Origin of the sequence: Spirosoma oryzicola (assembly GCF_021233055.1) — a bacterium.
Classification (GTDB): domain Bacteria; phylum Bacteroidota; class Bacteroidia; order Cytophagales; family Spirosomataceae; genus Spirosoma; species Spirosoma oryzicola.
Map to the genome: position 1 here is coordinate 1913191 of NZ_CP089538.1, position 23141 is coordinate 1936331.

Annotated in this window: 17 protein-coding genes; 10 read left to right on the forward strand and 7 right to left on the reverse strand. The window is 50.9% G+C overall.

What is annotated here, in order from left to right; all coding sequences use genetic code 11:
* Nucleotides 1-31 precede the first annotated feature (31 nt).
* The 6 genes from LQ777_RS07765 to hisG all read right to left on the reverse strand — a co-directional run bounded on the left by LQ777_RS07765 (nt 32) and on the right by hisG (nt 5853).
* The gene (locus tag LQ777_RS07765) at nt 32-562 is read right to left on the reverse strand and encodes a hypothetical protein (protein WP_232561951.1); all 531 of its coding nucleotides are present in this window, start codon (nt 560-562) and stop codon (nt 32-34) included.
* A gap of 15 nt (nt 563-577) precedes the next feature.
* Nucleotides 578-1717, reverse strand: coding sequence for a histidinol-phosphate transaminase (gene hisC, locus LQ777_RS07770; protein WP_232561952.1), 1140 nt, complete (start codon nt 1715-1717; stop codon nt 578-580).
* Between the two features lie 22 nt (nt 1718-1739).
* Nucleotides 1740-2237 (reverse strand): peptide deformylase, encoded by a 498-nt coding sequence (locus LQ777_RS07775; protein ID WP_232561953.1) that lies wholly within the window; start codon nt 2235-2237, stop codon nt 1740-1742.
* Entirely contained in the window at nt 2234-3418 is a 1185-nt protein-coding gene (locus LQ777_RS07780) for an aminotransferase class V-fold PLP-dependent enzyme (RefSeq protein WP_232561954.1), read from the reverse strand. Before LQ777_RS07780 ends, LQ777_RS07775 begins: the two co-directional genes overlap by 4 nt.
* Before the next feature lie 213 nt (nt 3419-3631).
* Nucleotides 3632-4921: a histidinol dehydrogenase gene (gene hisD / locus LQ777_RS07785; protein ID WP_232561955.1), complete on the reverse strand. Its 1290-nt coding sequence runs from the start codon at nt 4919-4921 to the stop codon at nt 3632-3634.
* Nucleotides 4922-4992: 71 nt separating this feature from the next.
* A complete protein-coding gene (gene hisG, locus LQ777_RS07790) occupies nt 4993-5853 on the reverse strand; it encodes an ATP phosphoribosyltransferase (protein ID WP_232561956.1) in 861 nt (286 codons plus the stop codon).
* A gap of 494 nt (nt 5854-6347) precedes the next feature.
* On the opposite strand from hisG, the gene LQ777_RS07795 reads away from it, so the two are divergent.
* From LQ777_RS07795 to LQ777_RS07840, 10 genes are all read left to right on the forward strand, one after another.
* Nucleotides 6348-6599, forward strand: a complete 252-nt coding sequence (locus LQ777_RS07795) for a type II toxin-antitoxin system HigB family toxin (protein WP_232561957.1) — start codon at nt 6348-6350, stop codon at nt 6597-6599.
* Nucleotides 6600-6625: 26 nt separating this feature from the next.
* Nucleotides 6626-6997 (forward strand): helix-turn-helix domain-containing protein, encoded by a 372-nt coding sequence (locus tag LQ777_RS07800; RefSeq protein WP_232561958.1) that lies wholly within the window; start codon nt 6626-6628, stop codon nt 6995-6997.
* A 151-nt stretch (nt 6998-7148) separates the two neighbouring features.
* Nucleotides 7149-8633, forward strand: a complete 1485-nt coding sequence (locus LQ777_RS07805; protein ID WP_232562816.1) for a DEAD/DEAH box helicase — start codon at nt 7149-7151, stop codon at nt 8631-8633.
* Between the two features lie 344 nt (nt 8634-8977).
* Nucleotides 8978-11497 carry a glutaminase family protein gene (locus tag LQ777_RS07810; protein WP_232561959.1) on the forward strand — a complete coding sequence of 840 codons (2520 nt, stop codon included), beginning with the start codon at nt 8978-8980 and terminating at the stop codon, nt 11495-11497.
* 457 nt (nt 11498-11954) lie between these two features.
* Nucleotides 11955-12602 carry a response regulator transcription factor gene (locus tag LQ777_RS07815; protein ID WP_232561960.1) on the forward strand — a complete coding sequence of 216 codons (648 nt, stop codon included), beginning with the start codon at nt 11955-11957 and terminating at the stop codon, nt 12600-12602.
* 47 nt (nt 12603-12649) lie between these two features.
* Nucleotides 12650-14407, forward strand: coding sequence for a tetratricopeptide repeat-containing sensor histidine kinase (locus tag LQ777_RS07820; protein WP_232561961.1), 1758 nt, complete (start codon nt 12650-12652; stop codon nt 14405-14407).
* A 93-nt stretch (nt 14408-14500) separates the two neighbouring features.
* Nucleotides 14501-17728 (forward strand): SusC/RagA family TonB-linked outer membrane protein, encoded by a 3228-nt coding sequence (locus tag LQ777_RS07825; RefSeq protein WP_232561962.1) that lies wholly within the window; start codon nt 14501-14503, stop codon nt 17726-17728.
* A 76-nt stretch (nt 17729-17804) separates the two neighbouring features.
* Nucleotides 17805-19373 carry a RagB/SusD family nutrient uptake outer membrane protein gene (locus LQ777_RS07830; RefSeq protein WP_232561963.1) on the forward strand — a complete coding sequence of 523 codons (1569 nt, stop codon included), beginning with the start codon at nt 17805-17807 and terminating at the stop codon, nt 19371-19373.
* A 43-nt stretch (nt 19374-19416) separates the two neighbouring features.
* Nucleotides 19417-20508 carry an IPT/TIG domain-containing protein gene (locus LQ777_RS07835; RefSeq protein WP_232561964.1) on the forward strand — a complete coding sequence of 364 codons (1092 nt, stop codon included), beginning with the start codon at nt 19417-19419 and terminating at the stop codon, nt 20506-20508.
* Nucleotides 20509-20683: 175 nt separating this feature from the next.
* Nucleotides 20684-22261, forward strand: a complete 1578-nt coding sequence (locus LQ777_RS07840) for a glycosyl hydrolase (protein ID WP_232561965.1) — start codon at nt 20684-20686, stop codon at nt 22259-22261.
* Nucleotides 22262-22343: 82 nt separating this feature from the next.
* Here LQ777_RS07840 and LQ777_RS07845 read toward each other — a convergent pair whose 3' ends face one another.
* On the reverse strand, nt 22344-23111 hold the full coding sequence (locus LQ777_RS07845; RefSeq protein ID WP_232561966.1) for a cyclase family protein: 768 nt from the start codon (nt 23109-23111) through the stop codon (nt 22344-22346).
* Nucleotides 23112-23141: the final 30 nt, after the last annotated feature.

Below are 23141 nucleotides of genomic sequence, written 5' to 3' on the forward strand. Positions count from 1 at the left end.
ACCAGACTGCCAATGCTCGCTACTATTGCTGTTAAAAGTTATACCGCAGCCCTAAGCCTGTGTTGAGGTTCAGGAAAAACGGAGCCTGGAGCAACTCAACGTAAACGCCGGTTTCCAGAAAAAACGAATACGGCTTGCCGGTGGGGAAAAATTCCAGTCCGCCGATGCCCGAACCGCCCAGCGAGAGTGCATTTTCGTACTCGCCGTTAAGTCGGGGTGGGTAGTACCGTCGCGTGTTGACCTGACCACCGAAGCCATAATAACCGCGTATGCTTTCGCTCTTAGTCAGCGCCTTATGCCAAAGATAATGACCCTGAATGGCTAGCCCAACGCTTTTGTACTCGCCCGCGCGGTAGCTCCGCTTGGTGCCGTACAAACCGCCGTAGGTGCCAATGTTGAGATCGAAAGCGTGGTTTTCGCTAAAATATTTTCGGACGTTGATGCCGGATGGCTCGCCAACGCGGAAGCCCACCGCCCAGTTGTTGTACTGCGCCTGCGCCTGGTTTGGGATGAGTGCCCAGCCAAACAAAAGGAATGCTACAAGAAGAAGTGATTTTCTCATCGACAGTAAATCGAGTTAGGGAGTTGATACGAACTCAGGTTTGGTAGCATCTTCACCCGTGCCTAAAGACGCGTCTGCACCACTCACGTGTGCCTGAGACGAACGGGGCATCTGCCGAAGCGTATCGACAAACCGCTCGTTTTCGGCGCGGGTTCCGATAGAGATGCGTAGACAACCGTCGCAGAGTTTTACTTTTGAGCGATCCCGGACGATCACCTGCTGCTCGATCAGGTACTCAAATGTTTGTTTGGCATCCTCAAACTGAACCAGCAAAAAGTTTGCGTCGGACGGGTGAATAACCTGTACGAAGGGCAAAGAACGCAGAATTTCGGCTAAATTGGTTCGCTCCGTCAAAATAGTTGTAACCATTTCGTCTTTTTCGGCTTCACGGTCGAGCGCTTCGAGTGCCAGGGTCTGCGTAGGAGCCGAGATGTTGTAAGGTGGCTTGATCTTGTTCATGATTCCGATCAATTCTTCCGAAGCAAAACACATGCCTAAGCGCAGCGCTGCCAATCCCCAGGCTTTCGAGAAGGTCTGTAAAACCACCAGGTTGGGGTATTGGTCCAGTTGATTCGTCCACGAGGGGGTATCGGCGAAGTCGATGTACGCTTCGTCCACAATCACCAGCGAGTGGTCGGCGGCCTCAAGAATCGTGCGGATTGCCTCTTCCTGAAGCAGATTGCCCGACGGATTGTTAGGCGAACAGAGCCAGATTAGTTTTGTATTCGCGTTGATGGCTTTCAATACCGCATCTGTATCAACCTGAAAAGCAGGCGTTAGCGGGACTTTGATAAGCGCAACATCATTGATATTGGCCGACACTTCGTACATGCCGTAGGTAGGCGGCATAATCAGAATGTTGTCTTTCCCCGGCGTGCAGGTCGCTCGTACCAGCAGGTCAATCGGTTCGTCGGAGCCATTTCCCAGAAAGATCTGTTCAGGCCGAACGCCTTTGATTGGAGCCAATTTTTGTTTGATGGCCCACTGGTGCGGATCAGGATAGCGGTTATAGTCACCTTCGGGCGTTGCCGAGCCCAGCGGGTTTTCGTTGGCATCCAGAAAAACGCCTTCTTTACCGGTATATTCATCGCGGGCCGACGAGTAAGGCGTTATACCCAGGATGTGAGGACGCAGGAGATTCGTGAGTGTAAACATGTAGCTAGGTACTAAATAGCGGTTAAATAGGCGTTGGTCGCCACCGGAACGACTGGTTATCAATGGCGCGCATCGTGCAAAGAACGCCGTTCAGATGATCGTATTCGTGTTGAATCAATTCGGATAAGCCCCAGTCGGTAACGTCCCAGGTGTGCGGTTGCCAGTGCTCATCCCGATACGACAACGTTAGCGTACGGTGTCGGCGTACGTGCACCAGTAAGTTTGGGAAACTCATACAATCATCCCAAAGTTCATCTGTTTCATCGCTGACGGTTACCAGTTCGGGGTTAATGATGACCTGGGGAAGGTCTACATTTAAGTAGATCAGCCGTTTCATGATACCAAGTTGCGGAGCGGCAATACCCCGCCCGAACTGGTATTTGGCCCGAATTTCTTCCATTACCGCGTGTAGATCGGTAACCCAGCCGTTTACCAAGGGTAGTTCCGATTCCAGAACGGGGGCGCAGCTTTCGTACAAGCGCGGGTCGCCTAACAACAGCAGGTCGTCGAGGTGCTTCATGCCAGTATTCGTGTCAGCGCGTCAACCAGCGTGGTGATTTCTTCCTCGGTGTTGAAATAGTGGGGCGAAATGCGCAGCGCTGCCGTTGTTATACCTTTTCGGTCGTAGTCCAGAATGGCCGAACCGTGATCACTGAGTGAGGTATTGATGCGCTCGGCCAGCAAGGCACTTTTCAGGTCTGCCGCCGGTTTTCGTTCGCTGGAGAGCGTAATGATACTGGCTAGTCGTTCGCCTTCATCCAGCAGCCGTACATCCGGTAGCTGACGTAGCCGATTGCACAAGTTTTCCCGTAAAGTGGTATTGCGACGAGCGATGGCTTCAAGGCCAACTGACAAGGCGTAGCGATTCGCTTCGGCGGCACCTTGCAGGAGCGCATGGGGAAACTCCCAATATTCAAATCGCTGGGCCGTTGGCAGAAGCTGATACGAATCGGCAGACTCCCAGACCGCACCGCGCAGATCAACGAATAGCGGAGCGAGTTGGCTGGACAGGACCTTGTCAGAGACGTACAAAAAGCCTACACCGCGTGGTCCCCGCAGAAATTTTCGGCACGTCGCCGTTAGGAAATCGCAATGAATCTGGTTTACGTCGAGGGGGAGTTGACCTACTGACTGACAGGCATCGACCAGATACAAAACGTCAGCTTCCCGACAAAGCTGTCCGATGGCTTCAACGGGCTGAATTAGACCGGAGTTGGTTGGTATGTGCGTAACCGCTACCAGCCTCGGACGAAGTGCCTTGATCTTGCTGGCTATATCCTCGACCGAAACGCCACCCGCCGGGCTATCCTCCGCCCGAACGATGTTGACGCCTAATCGCTTCTGCAACGATAGAAACGCCAGTTGATTCGACACGTAGTCGTTGACCGTTGTCAGAATCACATCCCCCCGCTCGAACGGAATTGACGACAAAGCCCGCGCGTAGGCATCCGTGGCATTGGCGGTAGCGGCAATGTGTTCGGCGGTCGTATTGAGCAGGTCAGCCGTCGAGGTGTAAAACTGCTGCGTGGCGTCTTGCCGCAACTGGGCCGCTTCATAACCGCCGATCTCTGATTCCAGCGTTAGATGACTGGTAATCGCATCGATAACCGGTTGGGGCATAAGCGACGCTCCGGCATTGTTAAAATGTACGACATGCCGGGTTCCGGGGGTATCGTTTCGAAGCGTAAGGAGGTCAATCATAAGCGGAGGCAACTATCGGTACTGTACTTCGGGATTTTTGTTGTCTGTGGTGAGTGGTGTCGGTTTCTCAAAACCGACACGGATTGCTGACGCGATGTGTCGGTTTTGAGAAACCGACATCACCATAGAAGGACATCAGATTGGAGCAAATCCAACATTTCGGACAATACTAGTACGCATCCCCTGCACCACATTGCTGCTGGACAACAAAAACTAGGTCATCTTTTCTTCCAGCAGACTGGCAAGGCGCAGGCTTACGGCCCGCTTGTGCGCATCGAGTGATTCGGCTTCGGCCATGGCTTCAACCACCGGCCCTAGCTTCTGCAAACCTTCCGGACTAATGTGCTGCACCGTAATTTTCTTGACGAAGCTGTCCAGTGAGACACCACTGTAGGCGCGGGCAAAACCGTTGGTGGGCAGGGTGTGGTTCGTACCCGATGCGTAATCGCCTGCTGATTCGGGCGTGTAATTACCGAGAAAAATCGATCCCGCATTCGTGATCCGTTCGGCTACCTCTTCGGCGTTTTCAACACTCAGGATCAGGTGCTCGGCGGCATAGGCATTGAGTAGGTCAATGGCTTCCTGCTGGGTTTCGACCAAAATAGTTTTGCTGTTTTCCAGCGATTTAGCCGCCAGTTCCTGACGGGGAAGCTTGCCCAGTTGCGTGGGCAGGGCCAGATTAACCAGTTCAACCAGCCGTTTGCTGGTCGAAACCAACAATACCTGGCTGTCGCTGCCGTGTTCAGCCTGCGAGAGCAGATCGGCGGCTACAAAGGCGGGAACCGCCGAATCGTCAGCGTAAACCGCTACCTCACTTGGTCCGGCGGGCATATCGATAGCAACTCCTTCTTTGGCAACGAGCATCTTAGCCGCCGTGACGTACTGGTTACCCGGTCCAAAAATCTTGTATACTTGCGGTACCGACTCCGTTCCGTACGCCATAGCCGCAATGGCCTGTGCTCCACCGATGCGGAATACCTTGGTGACGCCGACGAGTTTAGCCGCAAAGTAGATAGCTGGGTGGTTGCTGGGTGTACACAATACCACCTCGCGGCAACCGGCCAGTTGAGCCGGAATGCCCAACATCAGCACCGTGCTAAATAACGGAGCCGTACCACCCGGAATGTAAAGGCCCACTTTTTCGATACCAACGCTCCGACGCCAGCACACGACACCCGGCATGGTTTCAACTTTTTCAATCGGCTGTTTTTGCCGTTCGTGAAACAACCGTATGTTTTGGTAAGCCTGGTGAATGGCTGCCTTTAATTCATCACTCAACTGTGATTCGGCGGCCTCGATTTCCGTTGCCGGAACGTCCAGACCACTCGTTGATAAGTCCACTTTGTCAAACTTCTGGGCCAGTTCGATCAAGGCGGCATCGCCCCCGGTACGTACCTGGGAGAGAATAGGAGCAACAGCCGCTTCGATTTGCTGCGTTGACTGTACGGGTCTGGCCAGTAAGGCGGGCCATTCGATGCGGTCGGGAAAAGAAATGATGTTCATCTGCTTCGAAAAACAAGGTATACAAACAAGAACACGACGGTCTCGGGTCGTTGTTTTACGCTTGTTCGGTCTTAGTAAATCATTTTTTCAATCGGGATCACCAGAATTCCTTCCGCACCAGCGGTTCGGATGGCTTCGATATTTTCCCAGAACTCGTTTTCGTTCAACACCGAATGAACGGAGCTCCAGCCCTCAGTGGCCAGTGGGGTTACAGTCGGGCTTCGCATACCGGGCAACAAAGCCGTAATCGTGTCGAGTGCGTGGTTTGGTGCGTTCAGAACGATGTATTTGTTGTTCTTGGCCGCTTGCACCGCTTTGATGCGGAACAATAGTTTATCGACCAGCGCTTGCTTATCCTCATCCAGTTCAGCACGGGCAATCAGAATGGCTTCGGAGCGGAAAATGGTTTCTACTTCTTTCAAGCCGTTGCTCAGAAGCGTGCTGCCCGAACTAACAATGTCGCAAACGGCTTCGGCCAGGCCAATGCTCGGCGCGATCTCGACCGACCCGCTGATCTCGTGAATTTCAGCCTTTACACCTTGACCAGCCAGGTAATTGCCAAGTAAATTCGGGTACGATGTGGCAATATTCTTACCGTTCAGACTCTCAATCCCCGTCCAGTCGCTGCCGCGCGAAATGGCAATCGACAGGCGGCACTTGGAAAAACCTAACTTATGAATGGTTTGTACCGGGCGGCCCGTTTCGACGGCCACGTTCTCACCAACGATGCCTAAATCAGCAACGCCGTCTTCGACATAACCGGGAATATCGTCGTCGCGCAGGAACAGAAACTCAGCGGGAAAGTTCGACGAAACAGATTTGAGTTTGCCGGTGCCGTAGTCGAAACGGATGCCACACTCTTTAAAAAGCTGGTACGAATCTTCGCTCAGCCGACCGGATTTTTGTAAGGCAATGCGTAATACAGAAGACATTACTGGATGTATGCTAGACGATTTGGGTTGTATTGCAAAATAAATACCCTACTTCGTTGGTTGTGGGACTTAAACCAATGACGGACAAGTGATTTGTCTGACTTAGGTTGAAACAAGGGGTAAAAGTACGGGAAAACGGTGGACCAACAGGCGGTTAGTCGCGGAATTGACCAACGACAGCCTAGCAGCCGTGCGGATGGCGACGATGTCGAAAAGGAGAGAGTGTTGCCTGTTGGGAAATCATGGACGCAAAAGTAAAGGTACGCCACGAAACGAGCAAGACTTTTGATCTAACATTACTACGAGACGATCTGCTACGGATCTAACTTTTTGATTGCTTTTATTAGTGGTAATTAATTTTTGAAATGTGTAAGTTTTCGTTATCTTTGTTTGAAATGTTATCGCTATCGGCCCGCGATGACCATGTGTTATAAAAACAGACAGGAACGAACATGGTAATTGTAAGCCGAAAAGTTATCCGGGAATATGCGATCATGAATTCACAATCGACCGAAGCACTCAATGAATGGTATTTGAAAACAAAAGCTGCCGATTGGGGTAATCTAGCTGATGTAAAAAACACCTTTAATTCAGTCGATTATGTTGGTAATGATAACTACGTGTTCAATATAAAAGGCAACCAGTACCGTCTGATCGTTCGTATTATTTTCCCAGTTCGTACTGTGTTCATACGTTTTATCGGTACTCATGCGGAGTACGATAAAATAAATGCTTCATCTGTTTAAATGAAATCTTTTACGAAGAAGCGACTATGATTCTAACCATAGAAACACCTCATGACTATGAGCAGGTTATGGAGGTGATCGAAACACAGTTAGCGAAAGGTTCGGCCAACATGACCGAAACCGATCTGGCTGAATTGCAACGCCTTTCACTATTAGCCGAACACTATGAAGAGGAGCATTACCCAATGCCTGTTGAGCCAGCTACATTGCCGGAAATGATTCGACTACGAATGTTTCAGGAGAATCTTAAACAGCGCGATACGGCTAGAGTTCTAGGTATTACTGAAACGCGACTTTCGGAGGTCCTGGCCGGGAAACGTAAGGTGAATATGGACTTAGCAAAGCGCTTATATGATAAGCTTCATATCAGAGCCGATTACATCTTGAAAATGGCCTAATAATCTTATCAGGCTTTTCGTTATATTTGTTACAAATCAAGCGGTTTGCTGACCGGGAACGCAAGGTCAGCTGTTTTTCACCTTCACGAGCTGTACCTTGACATTTCAGGAATTTAATCTTCACGACGACCTGTTGGCCGGCGTGGATGCTATGAACTACTTACAGGCCACGCCCATCCAGGAAATGGCCATCCCAAAAATCCTTGCGGGGCAGGACCTCATCGCCAGTGCGCAGACGGGTACCGGCAAAACAGCGGCTTACTTAATCCCGCTCCTCGACCGGATTTCTCACGCGGAGCACGATCATACGAGCACGCTTATTCTGGTGCCTACCCGTGAACTGGCTAAGCAGATCGACGAGCAGGTCGAAGGTTTTGGTTACTTCGTTCAGGTCAACAGCACGGCGATCTACGGCGGAGGAAAGGGCGACGACTGGGATAAACAGCGCAAAGCCCTCGAAACGGGTGCTGATATTATCATTGCCACGCCGGGCCGTCTGATTGCGCACATGCAGCTCGGCTACGTCAGCTTTGACAAAATAGATTATCTGGTGCTGGATGAAGCCGATAAAATGCTGGACATGGGCTTCTCGGACGATATTCTGAACATTGTCAATAAACTACCGACCAAGCGGCAGACGTTGCTTTTCTCGGCGACGATGCCTAATAAGATTCGGGAGTTTTCGCAGCGCATTCTGAAAGATCCCGAAGAGATTCGATTGGCTGTCTCCAAGCCAGCCGCGGGCATCGATCAGCAGTTTTACATGGCGTATGATAACCAGAAACTACCCTTGCTGGCGCACCTGATCAAGAACAGCGCGACGCCCGTGCAGAGCATGGTTCTGTTTACTTCGCGCAAGTCCGAAGTAAACGGCATTGTTCGGGCGTTGAGTAAGCTCGGCTACGAGTCGCGGGGCATCAGCTCGGATCTGGATCAGGATGAACGCGAAATTGTCCTGCGCGATTTCAAAAATAAGGCGTTTCCGATTCTGGTGGCTACCGATGTGTTGTCGCGCGGTATCGATATTGATAACCTGACGCACGTTGTTAATTACGATATTCCCCGTGATGCCGAAGATTATGTGCACCGGATTGGCCGGACAGCGCGGGCGGCTACAACGGGCACGGCGATCACGTTTATCAGCGATCAGGAGCAGAAACGGATTGTCAGTATTGAAAAGCTCATTGAGCGGGAAGTTGAAAAACGATCGATCACGGAGGAATTGGGTATGGGTAAATCACCCCTATTTGAGCCTCGGCGATTTGGTGGAAGAGACCATCGGGGCGATGGTGGTCGCGGAAGTAGCCGTAACAATAAGTCGGGTCGAAAAAATAATCACGCCAGAAGCCGGGATGCGCAGCAACCGTCTGAGGCCATCGCTACACCAGTAGGCGACCAGCCCGCTGACAAAACGGCGAAGCCGCCCCGTAGAAAGCCCAAGCCTCGTCCCGTTGCCCCAGCCGGTGATCCATCAACGAATCTTTCGGCTGAAGCTACTGAATCGGTATCCCCGGTTGTTGCAGAAGGACAGGCTGCTGATAAACCCAAACGACGCAAAAAACGTCGGCGTGGACCGAAAGGTGAAAAACCGGAGGGCACAGCGCAGTCTACGGCTCCTGTTTCGACCGTAGAATAAGTAATAAAGGTACTGAATGCCGATAAGCAGGGAGACTACTCTCTGCTTTTTTTGTGCACTTCAGGCTAGTAGTGAACCGCTTACAACAGGTTTGCCACGTACCAAATGTTGCGAGCAGAACGGGTTATCACAAATACTAACAGGCTGGTAAGGTTTAGACCGAATAAGGTAAGGTCTTCCTACCGAAATTAGCGCAGTAAATCAATCGCCGATACGCAATGAGCAAAGCTAGATATGGGGTTAACGCTCCATGAGCTGCTTGTTTAACGGATCACCTAAAGGTCGATTTTGCAATGATTTACACGTTCCGACAGTACCGCTTAGGGTAAAACAATTAATTATCAATGCAAGCCAACAATCTATTCCGCTCAACCTGTGCTGTAATCGCTTCCCTGCTTATCAACGGAGCACAGGCGCAGTCGCTGCGGCCACCTGCTTACCCGCTGGTAACGCACGATCCTTACTTCAGCGTATGGAGTAACACCGACAAACTGACGGATTCGCCCACGCGCCACTGGACCGGTAAGCCGCAATCCCTCGAAGGTATTATTCGGGTTGATGGTAAGGTATACCAGTTTCTGGGAGCTGTTCCAACCACCTACCAAGCCATTCTGCCAACCGGTGAACTAAAACCGTACACGGCTTTATACACGACCAAAAATCCGGGATCAGGTTGGGAAAAGCCCGATTTTGACGCGAAAGGCTGGACATCGGCACTAGGTCCGTTCGGTGACACGCCCGAAGCAAAAACCCGGTGGGTCAATAGCGACACGATGAAGGATGGTATCTACGTTCGCCGTGAGTTTACGTACGATGGAAAAGCGAATCCTGCTAAGCTGCTGTTATCGCTGAATCACGACGATGATGTTGACATTTACCTAAACGGCACAAAAATTCTGTCTAAGGCGGATTACGTCAGCGAATACGTTCTGTTGCCGTTGTCGGCAGAAGGGCAGAAAGCACTAAAAACGGGTAAAAACGTGCTGGCGGTCCATTGTGTCAGTCCACGCGGTGGGTCATTTGTTGATGTTGGTATTGTCAACCCGATAACGTCATCGGCGATAACGACGGCTACGCAAACGGCTGTCAACGTGTCGGCCACCCAAACCGAGTACACCTTTACGGCGGGTCCGGTTGGACTGACGGTCAACTTTCTGTCGCCCCTGCTCTTGGATGAACTTGACGTTGCCGCCCGCCCGGTGACTTACGTTAAGTTTACGGCGAAATCGAGCGATGGCAAGCCTCATTCGGTGCAGGTTCTTTTTAGTGAATCGGCTACCATTGCGACAAACAATGCCGGACAGACCGTGACGGCGAAGGCTGGGCAGACGTCAGGAGTTACGTATCAGATGGTCGGTACCCAGGAACAGCCGGTACTACAGAAAAAAGGCGATAACATCCGTATTGACTGGGGATACGCGTACCTGGCCCTACCACAGGCATCGACGGGTAGCCGAACCGCATCGGGTGAAGCCACCGCGATGAAGCAGGCCTTTACGGCGAATGGACAACTGCCGACTGCAACCCCCAAAGCCGGTGCCGAACCGGCACAAACGATGGCAATGGCCGCTGTGCTCGATCTGGGCAACGTGAAGCAGGCAACGGCAAAGCACCTGATGCTGGCCTACGACGACTTATATTCGGTACAGTATTTTGGGCAAAACCTGCGGGCCTGGTGGCGTCGGGATGGGAAGACAACGATGCCGGATCTGCTGCAAATGGCGGAGAAAGAGTACGACAGACTACAGAAGAAATGCACGGATTTTGACGCCAAAGTACGGGCTGATGCCGAAAAAGCAGGCGGAAAAGAGTACGCTGATCTGTGCGTTCTGGCGTATCGTCAGGCCATATCGGCTCATAAGATTGTGGCTGGTCCAAGTGCTGCGGGCAAGGAGGCTCCCGTGCTGTTTTTCTCGAAGGAGAATTTCTCAAACGGCTCAATTGGTACGGTGGATATAACGTACCCGTCGGCTCCGCTATTCCTGTTGTATAGTAACGAACTGGCCAAGGGATTACTACGCTTTATTTTCGATTACAGCGAATCGGGCCGGTGGAAAAAAGATTTTCCGGCGCATGACGTTGGAACGTACCCACTGGCGAACGGACAGACGTACGGCGAAGACATGCCAGTCGAAGAAGCGGGCAATATGATGATTATAACAGCCGCTGTCGCTCAGATCGACGGTAAGCCTGATTTTGCTCGCGAGCATTGGCCGACGCTGACCAAATGGGCCGGGTTCCTGAAGCGCGATGGCTTCGATCCAACGAATCAGCTCTGTACCGACGACTTTGCAGGACATCTGGCCCGTAACGCTAATTTATCGGCGAAAGCGATTGTGGGCATTGCCTGTTACGCGAAAATGGCGCAGATGATGGGCGACCAGAAAACAGCGGATGAACATTTTACTCTGGCGCGTGAGCTGGCCCGCAAATGGATGCAACTCGATGGGGAGGGAGATCACTATGCGCTCACGTTCGACAAAACGCCCGGTAGCTGGAGCCAGAAGTACAACATCGTCTGGGATAAACTTCTAGACTTAAACGTTTTCCCGGCTGAGGTAGCGCAGAAAGAAATTGCCTTCTACCTGAAGCACCAGAACACGTACGGATTGCCACTCGACAGTCGCAAAACCTACACCAAATCGGACTGGATTATGTGGACGGCTACGCTGGCTGATTCCGACCAGGATTTCCAGGCGTTAATTAAACCAATCTGGAAATTTGCCAACGAAACGCCGTCGCGCGTACCCCTTTCCGACTGGCACGAAACGACCGATGCCAAGCAGGTTGGTTTTCAGGCTCGCTCGGTCGTTGGCGGATATTATATCAAACTGCTGGAAGATCGCTTAAAGAGCAAGAAGTAGCGAGGCAACGGATTGGAGTCCGGGCGAAACCTAAGCTTGGTGGCGGGCTGTGCTCAAGGACGAAAGTCAAATGCCGAAAAAAGGGGGTTAACAAAACAAATGCTTGTTTTGTTAACCCCCTTTTTGGTCAATAATTGGTGGTGAAATTCGTTTAGTGAATTATAATTCTAACGATATAGATCACAATTGACGCTTGAATAATGCACGTATAAGTTGGACTTAAATTATATTATTGTTAATTTTAGTGATGAAAAAAAGAGTATAGGGTAAACCCTATATTTCTAAACAGTTGGGTTTTTACTATTCTCTACGCCGGGCGTTAATCCTACTTTTGATAAACAAAGTTCTATTTGTTGCTGAGAGGAGGAACGGTACTATCATTTTTAATAGGTCAGCAATACGAATCAAACTACACATAGCTGTTTTCCTTTGCGTCTACTAGTACACAAAAAAATTAATGATACGAGTACTTATCGCTGATGATCATAACGTGTTTGTTGAGGGCATCGAATCGCTTGTTTCGGGTTCGCCGGATATAGTGGTGACAGAGCGATGCTACACCGTGCAGTCGGTTATTGAACGGCTGATCCTGACACCAATCGACGTCGTTTTATTAGACATTTCGTTTCCGCAGATAGAAGATGGCCTGGGTTTGTGTGAACACATAACGCGTACCTATCCGAATACAAAAGTTGTGGCGCTAACCATGCACGACGATGCAAGCCTTATTAAGCGGGTTGTCAAAAAAGGAGCTAAGGGTTATCTGTTGAAGAATACAACCAAGACGGAGTTATTACAGGCTATTCAGACGGTTCATCAGGAGAAGCAATATTTTAACGATACCATAACGCACATTCTGCTAAACGATAGTCCAAAGGCGCGCAAGTCAACCGCTGGGGTGGGTATAAAGCCTAATCTGACACCCCGCGAATCGGAAGTGCTCGCCCTGATGGCACAGGGAATGACGACCCAGCAAATGGCTACTCAACTGTTTGTCAGCGCGAAAGCCGTCGAATTTCACCGGAGTAGTTTACTAATGAAGTTTGGCGTACCCAATACAGCCCTGCTCATTAAGACTGCTATGGAAATGCAATACATTGATTAATAGCTGCTGGTTGTCGAAATAGATTAATGAAGGTTCATTTTACGCGCTTGATACTTCCTTTTTGGTGGATTGCGGCTTTGTTGCTCGTTGGAGTAAGTGGCCGCTTCCAGCCGGTTAAGGCTGTGTCGGAATCAGCGTCGATTGACAGCTTGAAAAACCAGATTAAGCGCCAGGTCAACGACAAAAAATATGAGCAGGTTGCCAAGTCGTACGAGCAATTGGGGTGGCAGTACCATCAACGGTACGGGTACAACAAGTACACAATCGATTCGTACTTCAATAGCCTGAAATACTACAGCTTAGCCGACGATTCATTAGGTTACTACAACGAACACATTGTCATTGGCGATTACTACACCCATGATTATTTCATGCAGCCGTACGCCGATAAATACCTGCGGAAAGCGCAGTCCTATTTTGAGCGAACCCACAACATGCCTAAAGTCATCGAGTGCAGACTGGGGCTTGCCAACATCGCTCAGAACAAAAATCCGATACCACGTAACCTAATTACACAATTGCGCGAAGCCGAACGGTTAAGTGTTCAGTACAAACAGGCATACTCGCAGGCCTATGCGCAAAATTTGCTGGCGAACACGTATTCACGGTTGAAGCAACCCGACTCCGCTGACTATTTCGCCAGTAAAAGTTTGGTGTTATCGACACGATTGAAAATTAACTGGTTGATAGCCTTAGATCATTTTTATCTGGGCCTTGTCAAACAGTTCAGAGATCAATCGAAAGAAGCGATTGAAGCGTACCAGAGAAGTTTTAAAATCGCCAGGACCGAAAACAACATAGCCATGCTTCGGGAGTTGTCGCGGCATACGGCAGACAGTTACTCACGCATCGGGGATTACAAAAACGCCTATGAAGCTTCCTTAAAAGCGCTTGATTTTGAGCATCAGTTTTATTCATCCGAACAAACGAAAAGCATTCGTTTGCAGGAGTTGGACAGTCAGATCAAAACATTGGCCGTAGAAAAACAATTGGCGGAACAGCAGAGCCAGCACCAGCGGGTTCTCAATTCAATGCTGGCGGTTGGGCTACTAATCAGTGTATTAGGTGTTGGTGCCTTGATCTATCTGCGTCGTCAGCAAAAGTTGATTGCCCACCAGCAAACCGTTATTGCGCAACAGCAGATTCGCCAGCTGGAGTTGAAATCGCTGCGGGCAATGATCGAAGGGCAGGAGGGAGAACGCAGTCGTATTGCCCGTGACTTGCACGATGGTCTGGGTATTCAGTTGTCTCGTATCAAGTTGTTTGTCGAAGCGCACCAGGAGCAGTTACCCTTGTCCGTTAAGGAGCCGTTAAACCAGTTTTTAGATGAAGCCTGTACCGAAACTCGATTAATATCCAATGACCTCCGTCCGTATGCCTTGTCTACGTTTGGCCTGATTCCGGCGCTAGAAGATCTGGTTCAAAAGTTAAACCTTGTCAATCAGACCAAGCTCGTGCTGGAACATTACGGCGAAGTACCCGCGCTGGATGATGAAGCCTCGGTTATGATCTACCGGGTCGTGCAGGAGTTGCTGAACAATGCGCTCAAACACGCCAGTGCGCAGACTATTACGGTGCAACTCATGGCCAGTGATGAAACAACGCTGATCAGTGTTGATGACGACGGGCAGGGTGGAGACTTTGAAAATACCCCATTAAAAGGCAATGGCATCGCCAATATCAAATCGCGTATAGCGTACCTCGGTGGGCAGGTTATGTGGCAGAGTGAGCCCGGTAAAGGAACCTCTGTGATGATTTCGCTGCCCGTTCATAGACAAGCTCAACCAATACTATCCAGTGCGTAAATCTTCCAATTAACTGTAAAACTGTTCAGGGATAGCACAATGCAGGTATTTAACCTACTACGTCTACATCCTTAATTCCATTTAACTTTTCGTATGATCAAACATGTGCTTTCAGGCGTGTTCGTCCTGAGTAGTTGGCTTACTGTCTCTGCTCAAGACCGAACCATCAGCAGAATGGCCCTCGACAAAAATCGATCGGTTCTGGCTACTACCAAAGATGCCAAAGCGGGCATCAACAACGCATCGGACGTAAAGGCGCTCATCAAAGGGGTCGTTTCGGACGAAAAAGGCAATACGTTACCCGGTGCAACTGTGTCAGTGAAAGGTACGCAGCTTGGTACCACAACCGACGCAGAAGGGCGTTTCTCGATCAATATGCCCGCTGGTTCCAAAATACTGGTTTTCTCGTTTATCGGGATGAAAACGCAGGAAGTTGAAGTCGGCACGCGCACGACGCTGAACATTACACTGGCAACCGGCGATCAGTCGCTGGACGAAGTCGTGGTGATCGGGTATGGTACGGCAAAACGGTCGGACGTTACATCGTCCATCACAACGGTCAAAGCGGCTGAGCTAAAAGATATTCCGGCGGCTGGTGTTGACCAACTTCTCCAGGGCAAAGCGGCTGGTGTAACTGTAACCAGCAACGGCGGACAGCCCGGCGGTGGTGTATCGGTTAAAGTACGTGGTGTTACGTCCATCAACAGCAACGACCCCTTGTTTGTAATCGACGGGGTGCCTTTTGTCAATGGGAACACTTCGGCGAGTTCGGGCTATGCGGGTCTGGGCGGTGGTGATGGACAAACCGGCAACAGCGTCATGGCGATGCTGAACCCGAACGACATCGAATCCATCGACGTGTTGAAAGATGCGTCGGCGCAGGCCATCTACGGTTCTCAGGCGGCCAACGGGGTTATTCTGGTTACGACCAAAAAAGGTAAGCAGGGCGAAGGTAAGATCAACTACGAAATGTACACGGGCGTTTCGGAAGTAGCGCGTCGGATGGATCTGATGAACCTGCGCGATTTTGCCCGCTATCAAAATGAAGTGCTGCCGATTATCGGGAATCCGGTCGCTGACGAATTCAAGAACCCCGATTTGTTAGGAACGGGTACGGATTGGCAGGAAGCTATGTTCCAGCGCGGAGCGATCAACAACCACCAGCTAAGCTTTTCGGGTGGCCGCGACAAGACGACGTACTACCTGTCGCTGAACTACTTCGACAACAAAGGGATTCTGCTTGGTTCGGATTTCAAACGGTACGCATCACGTTTCAGCCTGGATACGCAGTTGAAAAACTGGGTTAAAGTCGGCTTGAGTGCCAACGTCTCGCGCAGCATTCAGAACGTCTCGCTGGCCGATGCCGCCGAAGGAACCATCTGGTGGGGTGCATCGACCAGCCCGCTGATTCCCGTCAAAAATCTGGATGGCTCCTGGGGCGGTGGTCAAACCGTTGGTGGTGTCCAATACAACAACGCTAACTTGGTGGGCAACAGCCAGTACCGGGGCAATACCAAAACGACGAATACTGTTTTTGGTAGTCTGTACGCTGAACTGCAACTAACCAAGGATCTGTCGTTGCGGAATGAGCTGTCGTATTCGTTGGGGCAGGACAACAACGTGGCGTTTCAGAAAGCCGGAAACGTAGGGGGCACATCGTTCCGGAGTAAACTGATTGATTCGCGGTCGGACAGCTATTACTACTCGATTACCAATTACCTGAACTATAACAAGTACATCAACAAACACGGTTTTCAGGCAACGTTGGGCCATCAGGCGCAAAACTCGTACTACCAGTCGATTTCGGGTACCAAAGTCGATTTGCAGGCCAACATCTTTGACCTGAACACTGGTAGCGCCGACCAGACTACCTGGGGCTTGGGTGGTGGTAAAGGCCAGTGGGCAATGGAATCGTATTTTGCCCGGGCTAATTACACCTACGATGATCGCTTCTCGCTGTCGGCTAGTTTCCGCGCCGATGGTTCGTCAAACTTCGGTCCGAACAATCGGTGGGGTTATTTCCCCGGTGTGTCGGCTGGCTGGACCCTTTCGAACGAGAAATTCATGAAAGGCGACATTTCGAAAGTGCTGAGCTACGCAAAACTTCGCCTAGGCTACGGGATCGTAGGTAACCAGAACTTCCCCGGTGGTGCGCCAAACCCGGCTTACGTAGGAGCTGTGCAGTTTTTCTCGGGTCCGGTCGGTTTCGGCTCATCGAACATGATTAACGGGATTCCAAACCCAAATCTGAAATGGGAGTCGGTAAAAACGGCCAACGCCGGTGTTGATCTGGGCTTCCTGAATGGCCGGGTCGACGCGACGATCGATGTGTACCGGAAAGTAACCTCCGACATGATTATTTTCCTGACGGGGCCAAACCTGATCGGCGTGGGCGACCAGTGGGACGATCTCAAAGCACCGCTAGGCAATGCTGGTCAGATGACCAATACCGGAGTTGATATTGGTCTGACAACTACGAATATCAAGAAAGGCAATTTCAGCTGGAAGTCGAACGTCGTATTTACGCAGTTCACCAACCGCTACGAAAAAGCCGCTAGTGCCGCTTCTGCGCTTGATGGGAAAGTGTATTACAACAACTACCTGGTTACGCACACCACACCGGGCCGTCCGGTAGGTTCATTCTGGGGATTGGTAACGGACGGTTTGTTTCGTACGCAGGCGGATCTGGACGCCAGCCTTCCTCAGTTCGGGTATAAAGTAAACACCAACGAAACCTGGCTGGGCGACATTCGCTACAAAGACATCAACGGCGATGGAAAAATTGACGCGCAGGATCTTACCTTCATCGGTAGCCCGCTGCCGAAATTCACCTGGGGCTTTACCAACACTTTGAACTACGGTGATTTCGACTTTTCGTTGTTCTTCCAGGGTAGCCAGGGGGCCAAAGCGTTCAACTTCCTACGCTGGCAGTTGGAAGGACTAAACAACGCCTATACCAACCAGCTGAAAACGGTGACGGATCGCTATACTGAGTCGAACCCGAACGGGTCGCTGCCGCGCTTCACAAACACCAACAAAAACAACATAGCGATGTCGGATCGCTACGTGGAAGATGCGTCGTACGCTCGTATTCAGAATATTACGCTGGGCTACCGGCTGCCGAAAAACTTGTTGAACAAAGTGAAGGTGTCTAATCTGCGCGTCTACGGTTCGATTCAGAACCTGAAAACATTCACCAAGTATTCGGGCTACGATCCAGAGATCGGTGCGTTTAACAACAGCATCAAACTGATGAACGTAGATACGGGCCACTATCCAAACCCACGCACGTTTACCGTAGGTGCCAATCTACAATTCTAACATTCGTTGGTGAATGAACGGTTGAGCGAACAATGCCACTCAATCGTTCATTCACCCAACCACTCAATACAAGATTATGAAACTAAAGCCATTATATGCCCTGATGCTTCCGGCCGCTTTGTTGTCTTCGTGTTCGAAAGACTTCATTGATCGACCTTCGCTGTCAGGCACCACAACCGGAAATTATTACAACAATGCCGACGAGGTACGGTCGGCGACTAGTACGCTGTATAGCGGCTTGCCCTGGCGTAACTACGAGAGCCGGGCGCAGGATGCGATTGGTGACGTGATGGCGGGTAACATGTTTACCTATACCGACGTTGAATACCTGAACTTCACCGTTTCCGGAGCTTCCGAACGGGTTGGAGCCGCCTGGAGTGCGTTTTACAAGATCATTGGCTATGCCAACGTAATGATCAAAACGTTCGAAGAAAAGAAAGCAGCGGGTGGTGGCGCGGCTTATCTGGACCCCGCCATTGCGGAATGCCACTTTATTCGGGGTGCCGTTTATTTCTACATCGCCCGCACCTGGGGAGCGGCTCCAATCATTACCGATCCGGGTGAAACCGCCTTGTCGGGTAACTTCAATATTCCGCGTTATCTGCAAAAAGACGTGCTTCGGTTTGCGCTGGAAGAATTGAAACTAGCCGAAGCAAGCTTGCCCGAGTCTGATGCTGCCGGACGGTTGACGAAGTATTCGGCGAAGGGAATGATGGCGAAGCTGTATCTCTACAGCAAAGATTACGCGAACGCAAAAGCAAAGGCCGAAGAGGTAATCAATTCAGGTCGATACAGCCTGGTGAGCGATTACAACGGCATGTTCACCAAAATGAGCATGAACAACAACGCGGAGTCGCTTTTTTCGATTCAGCATCAGTTGTCGGGTGATCCCTGGGGAACCGGTAATCTGAAGAATGCCGACCGGGGTGCGGGAAACCTTCGCACGGCCGAAGCGGATGCGTGGGAAATGTACGTTCCATCGCTTGATATCCTGAAAGAATACGAGTTCGGTGATCTGCGTCGGAAATGGTCGGTGATGGAACACGGCTGGACGAACCCAAACTGGAAGCCCCAGCGTGTCAACGCGCCGAAGTATAATGCGTTTATGGCGAATGGGTTTAAATACGACACGCTGCAACCAACCGAAGACGGTGGTATCCTGAACGCTACCCGCTCCAACATCGCCAAGTACTTTGCTGGTCCCGGTAAGAGCTTTGGCGGAGATCCGGTGCTTGGCCAGAATTCGGGCAATAATGTTGTGCTGCTGCGTTACGCCGACGTCCTACTGATTTACGCCGAAGCGACGCTGGCAGGTGGGCAGTCAACGAGTGATGCGAAAGCACTTGACGCGTTGAATAAAGTACGGACCCGCGCGGGCTTATCGCCCAGAACGTCGTTTACACTGGACGATATTTTGCACGAGCGCCGGGTTGAGTTTGCGTTCGAAGGTGATTACTGGTACGACATTCAGCGTCAGGGATTTGCAAAGGCAAAAGCGATGATCGAAAAACAGAACCGGGGCACCGTTACCGGGGCCAACTACATCACCAACTTTACGGAAGACAAGATGTATTTGCCAATCCCTGCCGGCGAAATCGTACAGGACCCGGAGCTGAGTAAAGAGCCTGTTCCGTACTACAAGTAATTCGGTCAACGTCTCACGTAGCTGATACCAACGAAATAATCAAATGAAAATCAATAGATTCAATCGAATAGCAGGCTTGTCTTTCCTAACGGTGCTGACCGGTTTTGTGATTAGTTCCTGCGAAAAAGATACCGACGGAAGCCCGCAGATTGGTCCGGGTAACCCGGTTGCAACGGCCCTTTCTCCTGATTCGGCCTCTGGCGGAACGGTTATCACCCTGACAGGTACCGGCCTTGGCGACATACGCAGCATTATGTTCGACAAGCAGAACGTAGCCGCCGGTTTCCAGCCTACGCTGAATACCGACAACGCCATTATTTTCCGGGTACCGACCGAGGTAGTGGGTGGTACCCAGAACATTGTGTTTACCAACAGCGCGGGACGAACGCTGACCGTACCGTTCAAAGCACTGGCTTATCCGACGGTTTCGGACGTGTCGAATTACAACTTCTCCGCAGGAACCGAGATCACGCTTACCGGAAACAACCTGAGCGATGTAAGTTCGGTGATGCTTTCCGACTCGGTTCGGGGAATCGCCGATCCGGTGACGATTGTGTCTAAAGACCAAAAGCAACTGGTTGTTAAAATGCCTTCGTCTAAACTGAGCCGCGCCACGCTGGCCATCGTGAACAGCACGGGACGGATTCGCACCAAGCAGGAATTTGTGAACATCGACCAGTCGTACCAGATTTTTACCGATGCGTACGGCGATGGTTTCCAGGATGGTTCATGGGGCGACGCGGCTGCCGTATCGACCAAGGAATTTAAGTCAGGCAAAGCGTCGATTGGTAAGAACTTCCAGAAAGGCAACTGGCACCTGATCGCTTTTGCAAACTGGTCATCGGCCCTTGCGTACTCCGCTGATTACACCTACGTAACTGGCTGGATCAAAGGCGGATCTGCTGATTATTCGCTCTACCTGACAACGGATGCTGGTAAAGGCGGGTTTGGTGATTTCAACGATAAAAATAAGATCGATGTGAAAGCCGGAACCTGGACGTACTTCAAGCTTAAACTTTCTGACATTGATTTTTGGGTAGCTGGTAAAAAATTGAGCCAGGTAGGGTTCCGGATTCAGGGACCGAACAACCAGGATGAAACGTTCTACTTCGACGACATCATGTTGGTTAAATAAATAAAAACGATACAGGTAAGAGGCAGGGTAAAACTTGCCTCTTATGCTGTAAATCCCTTCCATTCGATTCGCCTACTTCGCAGCCCGAATCACTACGAATCCGTTACTGATACATACCGCCAAAGTTGTATTCTACAGCTTTCCAGCTACCCTTTTGCCTTTTTATTTCATGTTTATGCCCAGCGGTTTACGTACGTTGTTCCGGCAAACGCGTATCCTTTTGCTACTGTTATTCTTCGCCGATAATGCGACTATATCTGCCGCCAGTTCGAATCTAGCCAACGTTTCAGCGACTCGCAACGCTGTCTACGAATCATTGGGTGTTGTTCCGTTGGTAAATGGGCGGGCCGAGGCTGAACATGGTGAGATGACTGGTGTTGACGTCTCCTCTGTCAATCCCGGCTTTTCGGGAACCGGCTACGTAACGGGTTTCGTCAATCCGACGGCCAAGTTAAGCCTGACGTTCAGGGCATCGGCAGGTCTGTATGAATTAGCCATCGGTTACGCATCTCCCCGTGGTGACAAAGGCGTTGACTTTCAGGTGAATGACGAGAAGGGCAGCGGCAAGCTCCGGCAAACGTCAACTGGTTTTGGGTCAAGCAATTTCGGTAAGGTGCTGTTACACGATGGTCTGAACACCATTACGATTTATCGCGGCTGGGGTTTTTTCGATGTTGACTACATTCAACTGACGCCGACCACGATCATCGTACCCGTTAAACCACCTAATCAGCTCGTCGATGCCCAGGCTACACCATCAACGAAGGGTCTGTTCTCATTTTTGATTGACCAGTACGGCCGTAAAGTTATCTCGGGCCAGCAGGATGACATTGAGTACGTTCTGGAAAAAACCGGCAAAGAGTCTGCCATTGGTTCGTTCGATCTCATGGATTACTCGCTGACGCGTGTTCGGCAGGGTGTCAAACCCCTACGGACAAGCGAAGCCATGATTGACTGGGCCAAAAAGGGGGATGGCAGAGGTATTGTCAGTCTGCTCTGGCACTGGAACGCGCCTGCCGACCTGATCAACGAGGCTCCCAATAAGCTATGGTGGCGCGGTTTTTATACGGAGGCCTCCACATTCGACATAGCCTCGGTGCTAGCTGATAAGAAAGGCGAACGGTATGGGCTTCTGCTCAAAGACATTGACGCCATTGCCGAGCAGTTGAAGAAATTTCAGGCTGCCGATGTGCCGGTCCTGTGGCGACCGCTGCACGAAGCACCCGGCGGCTGGTTCTGGTGGGGAGCCAAAGGAGCCGGGCCGTTCAAAGAACTCTGGCAGATCGTCTATGACCGACTTACCAGGTACCATCAGTTGCACAATTTGATTTGGGTGTATACGGGCACCGACACGTTTAACAACGACTGGTATCCTGGCGATCAATATGTTGATGTGGTCGGTCTGGATATTTATACCGATGCAACGGCGAACATGAGCGGCAACTGGGCCAGTGCGCAGGCGCAGTTGAACGGCAAAAAACTCGTCGCCTTGTCAGAAACAGGCAATCTGCCTGATCCCCGCAAAATGCGCGGCTTTGGCACCCGATGGTCCTGGTTGTCGGTCTGGACGGGAGCGGATTACATCAAAAAGCAACCGCTTGATCGACTAAAAGCCTTATTTACGGATGAAGATGTCATCACCCGCGACGAACTCCCCAACTGGCGGCTCCCCGTCAGCGTGGGCAGCGGTTTGATTAAGCCCAATTCTACAGGTATCGATAAGAAAGCGGCTACAGACCGTCGTTCTGACTAATACGTACCTTACTCACCAATAGAGAGCTGGTTGTTTAATGAGCAGGTAGAAAGTTACCTGCTCATTTTTGTTTTGATACACGTCACTCATCCAGTAGGGCGACTACGCGTGCCGGAGCTGCCGACGCCCCAATGATGTTGAGTGGAAAAACACAAACTTTAAAACCAAAGGGTGGCAACGCGTCCAGGTTGACAAGCTGCTCCATATGGCAGTATTCCTGTTCGCGGCCAACCAGATGAGCCTGCCAGAATAACTCCGAATCACCGCTTAGCTTGGCTTGTTTAATCATGTACGGAAGCGGTAAGTCCCAACCCCACTGATCGATACCCATGACTTTGATGCCCTGATCAATTAGCCAGCGTGTAGCGTCGGGGCTCATGCCGGTTCCTTTTTCTGGAAATTCTTTGGTACCGTTCAGCTTGTCGCGACCCGTACGTATCAAAACAATCATCGCGGGTTTAAGGGTTGCGCCCGTCTTCTGAAGCGCATGCTGTAGGTCATCTACCGTGATCGCATCGAAATCCGCTTTGTGGCTCATGTCGATAACAACGCCGTCGCCGTAACACCAGTCCAGTGGTATCTGATCAATTGTTTTGGCTGGTTGGCCAGCTACGGTAGGAGCGTAATGCCAGGGCGCGTCGATGTGCGTAGTCGAATGAACGCCCATTGACTGAATCGTGTCGTCGGCCCAGCCAACGAAATCCTTGGGAAACAAGCGAAAGGGAAGGCCCAGCAGTCGGATAAGCCATTTGGCCTGACGGTGTGGTTTGTGTTTGATTTTGACCCGCATAAACCACGGGTCGCTGGAATTGTAACGAATCGGTTTGGAAAGGTCGATAATGCGTGGCATAAAGAAGGGGCTGTACTATGGATGGTATAA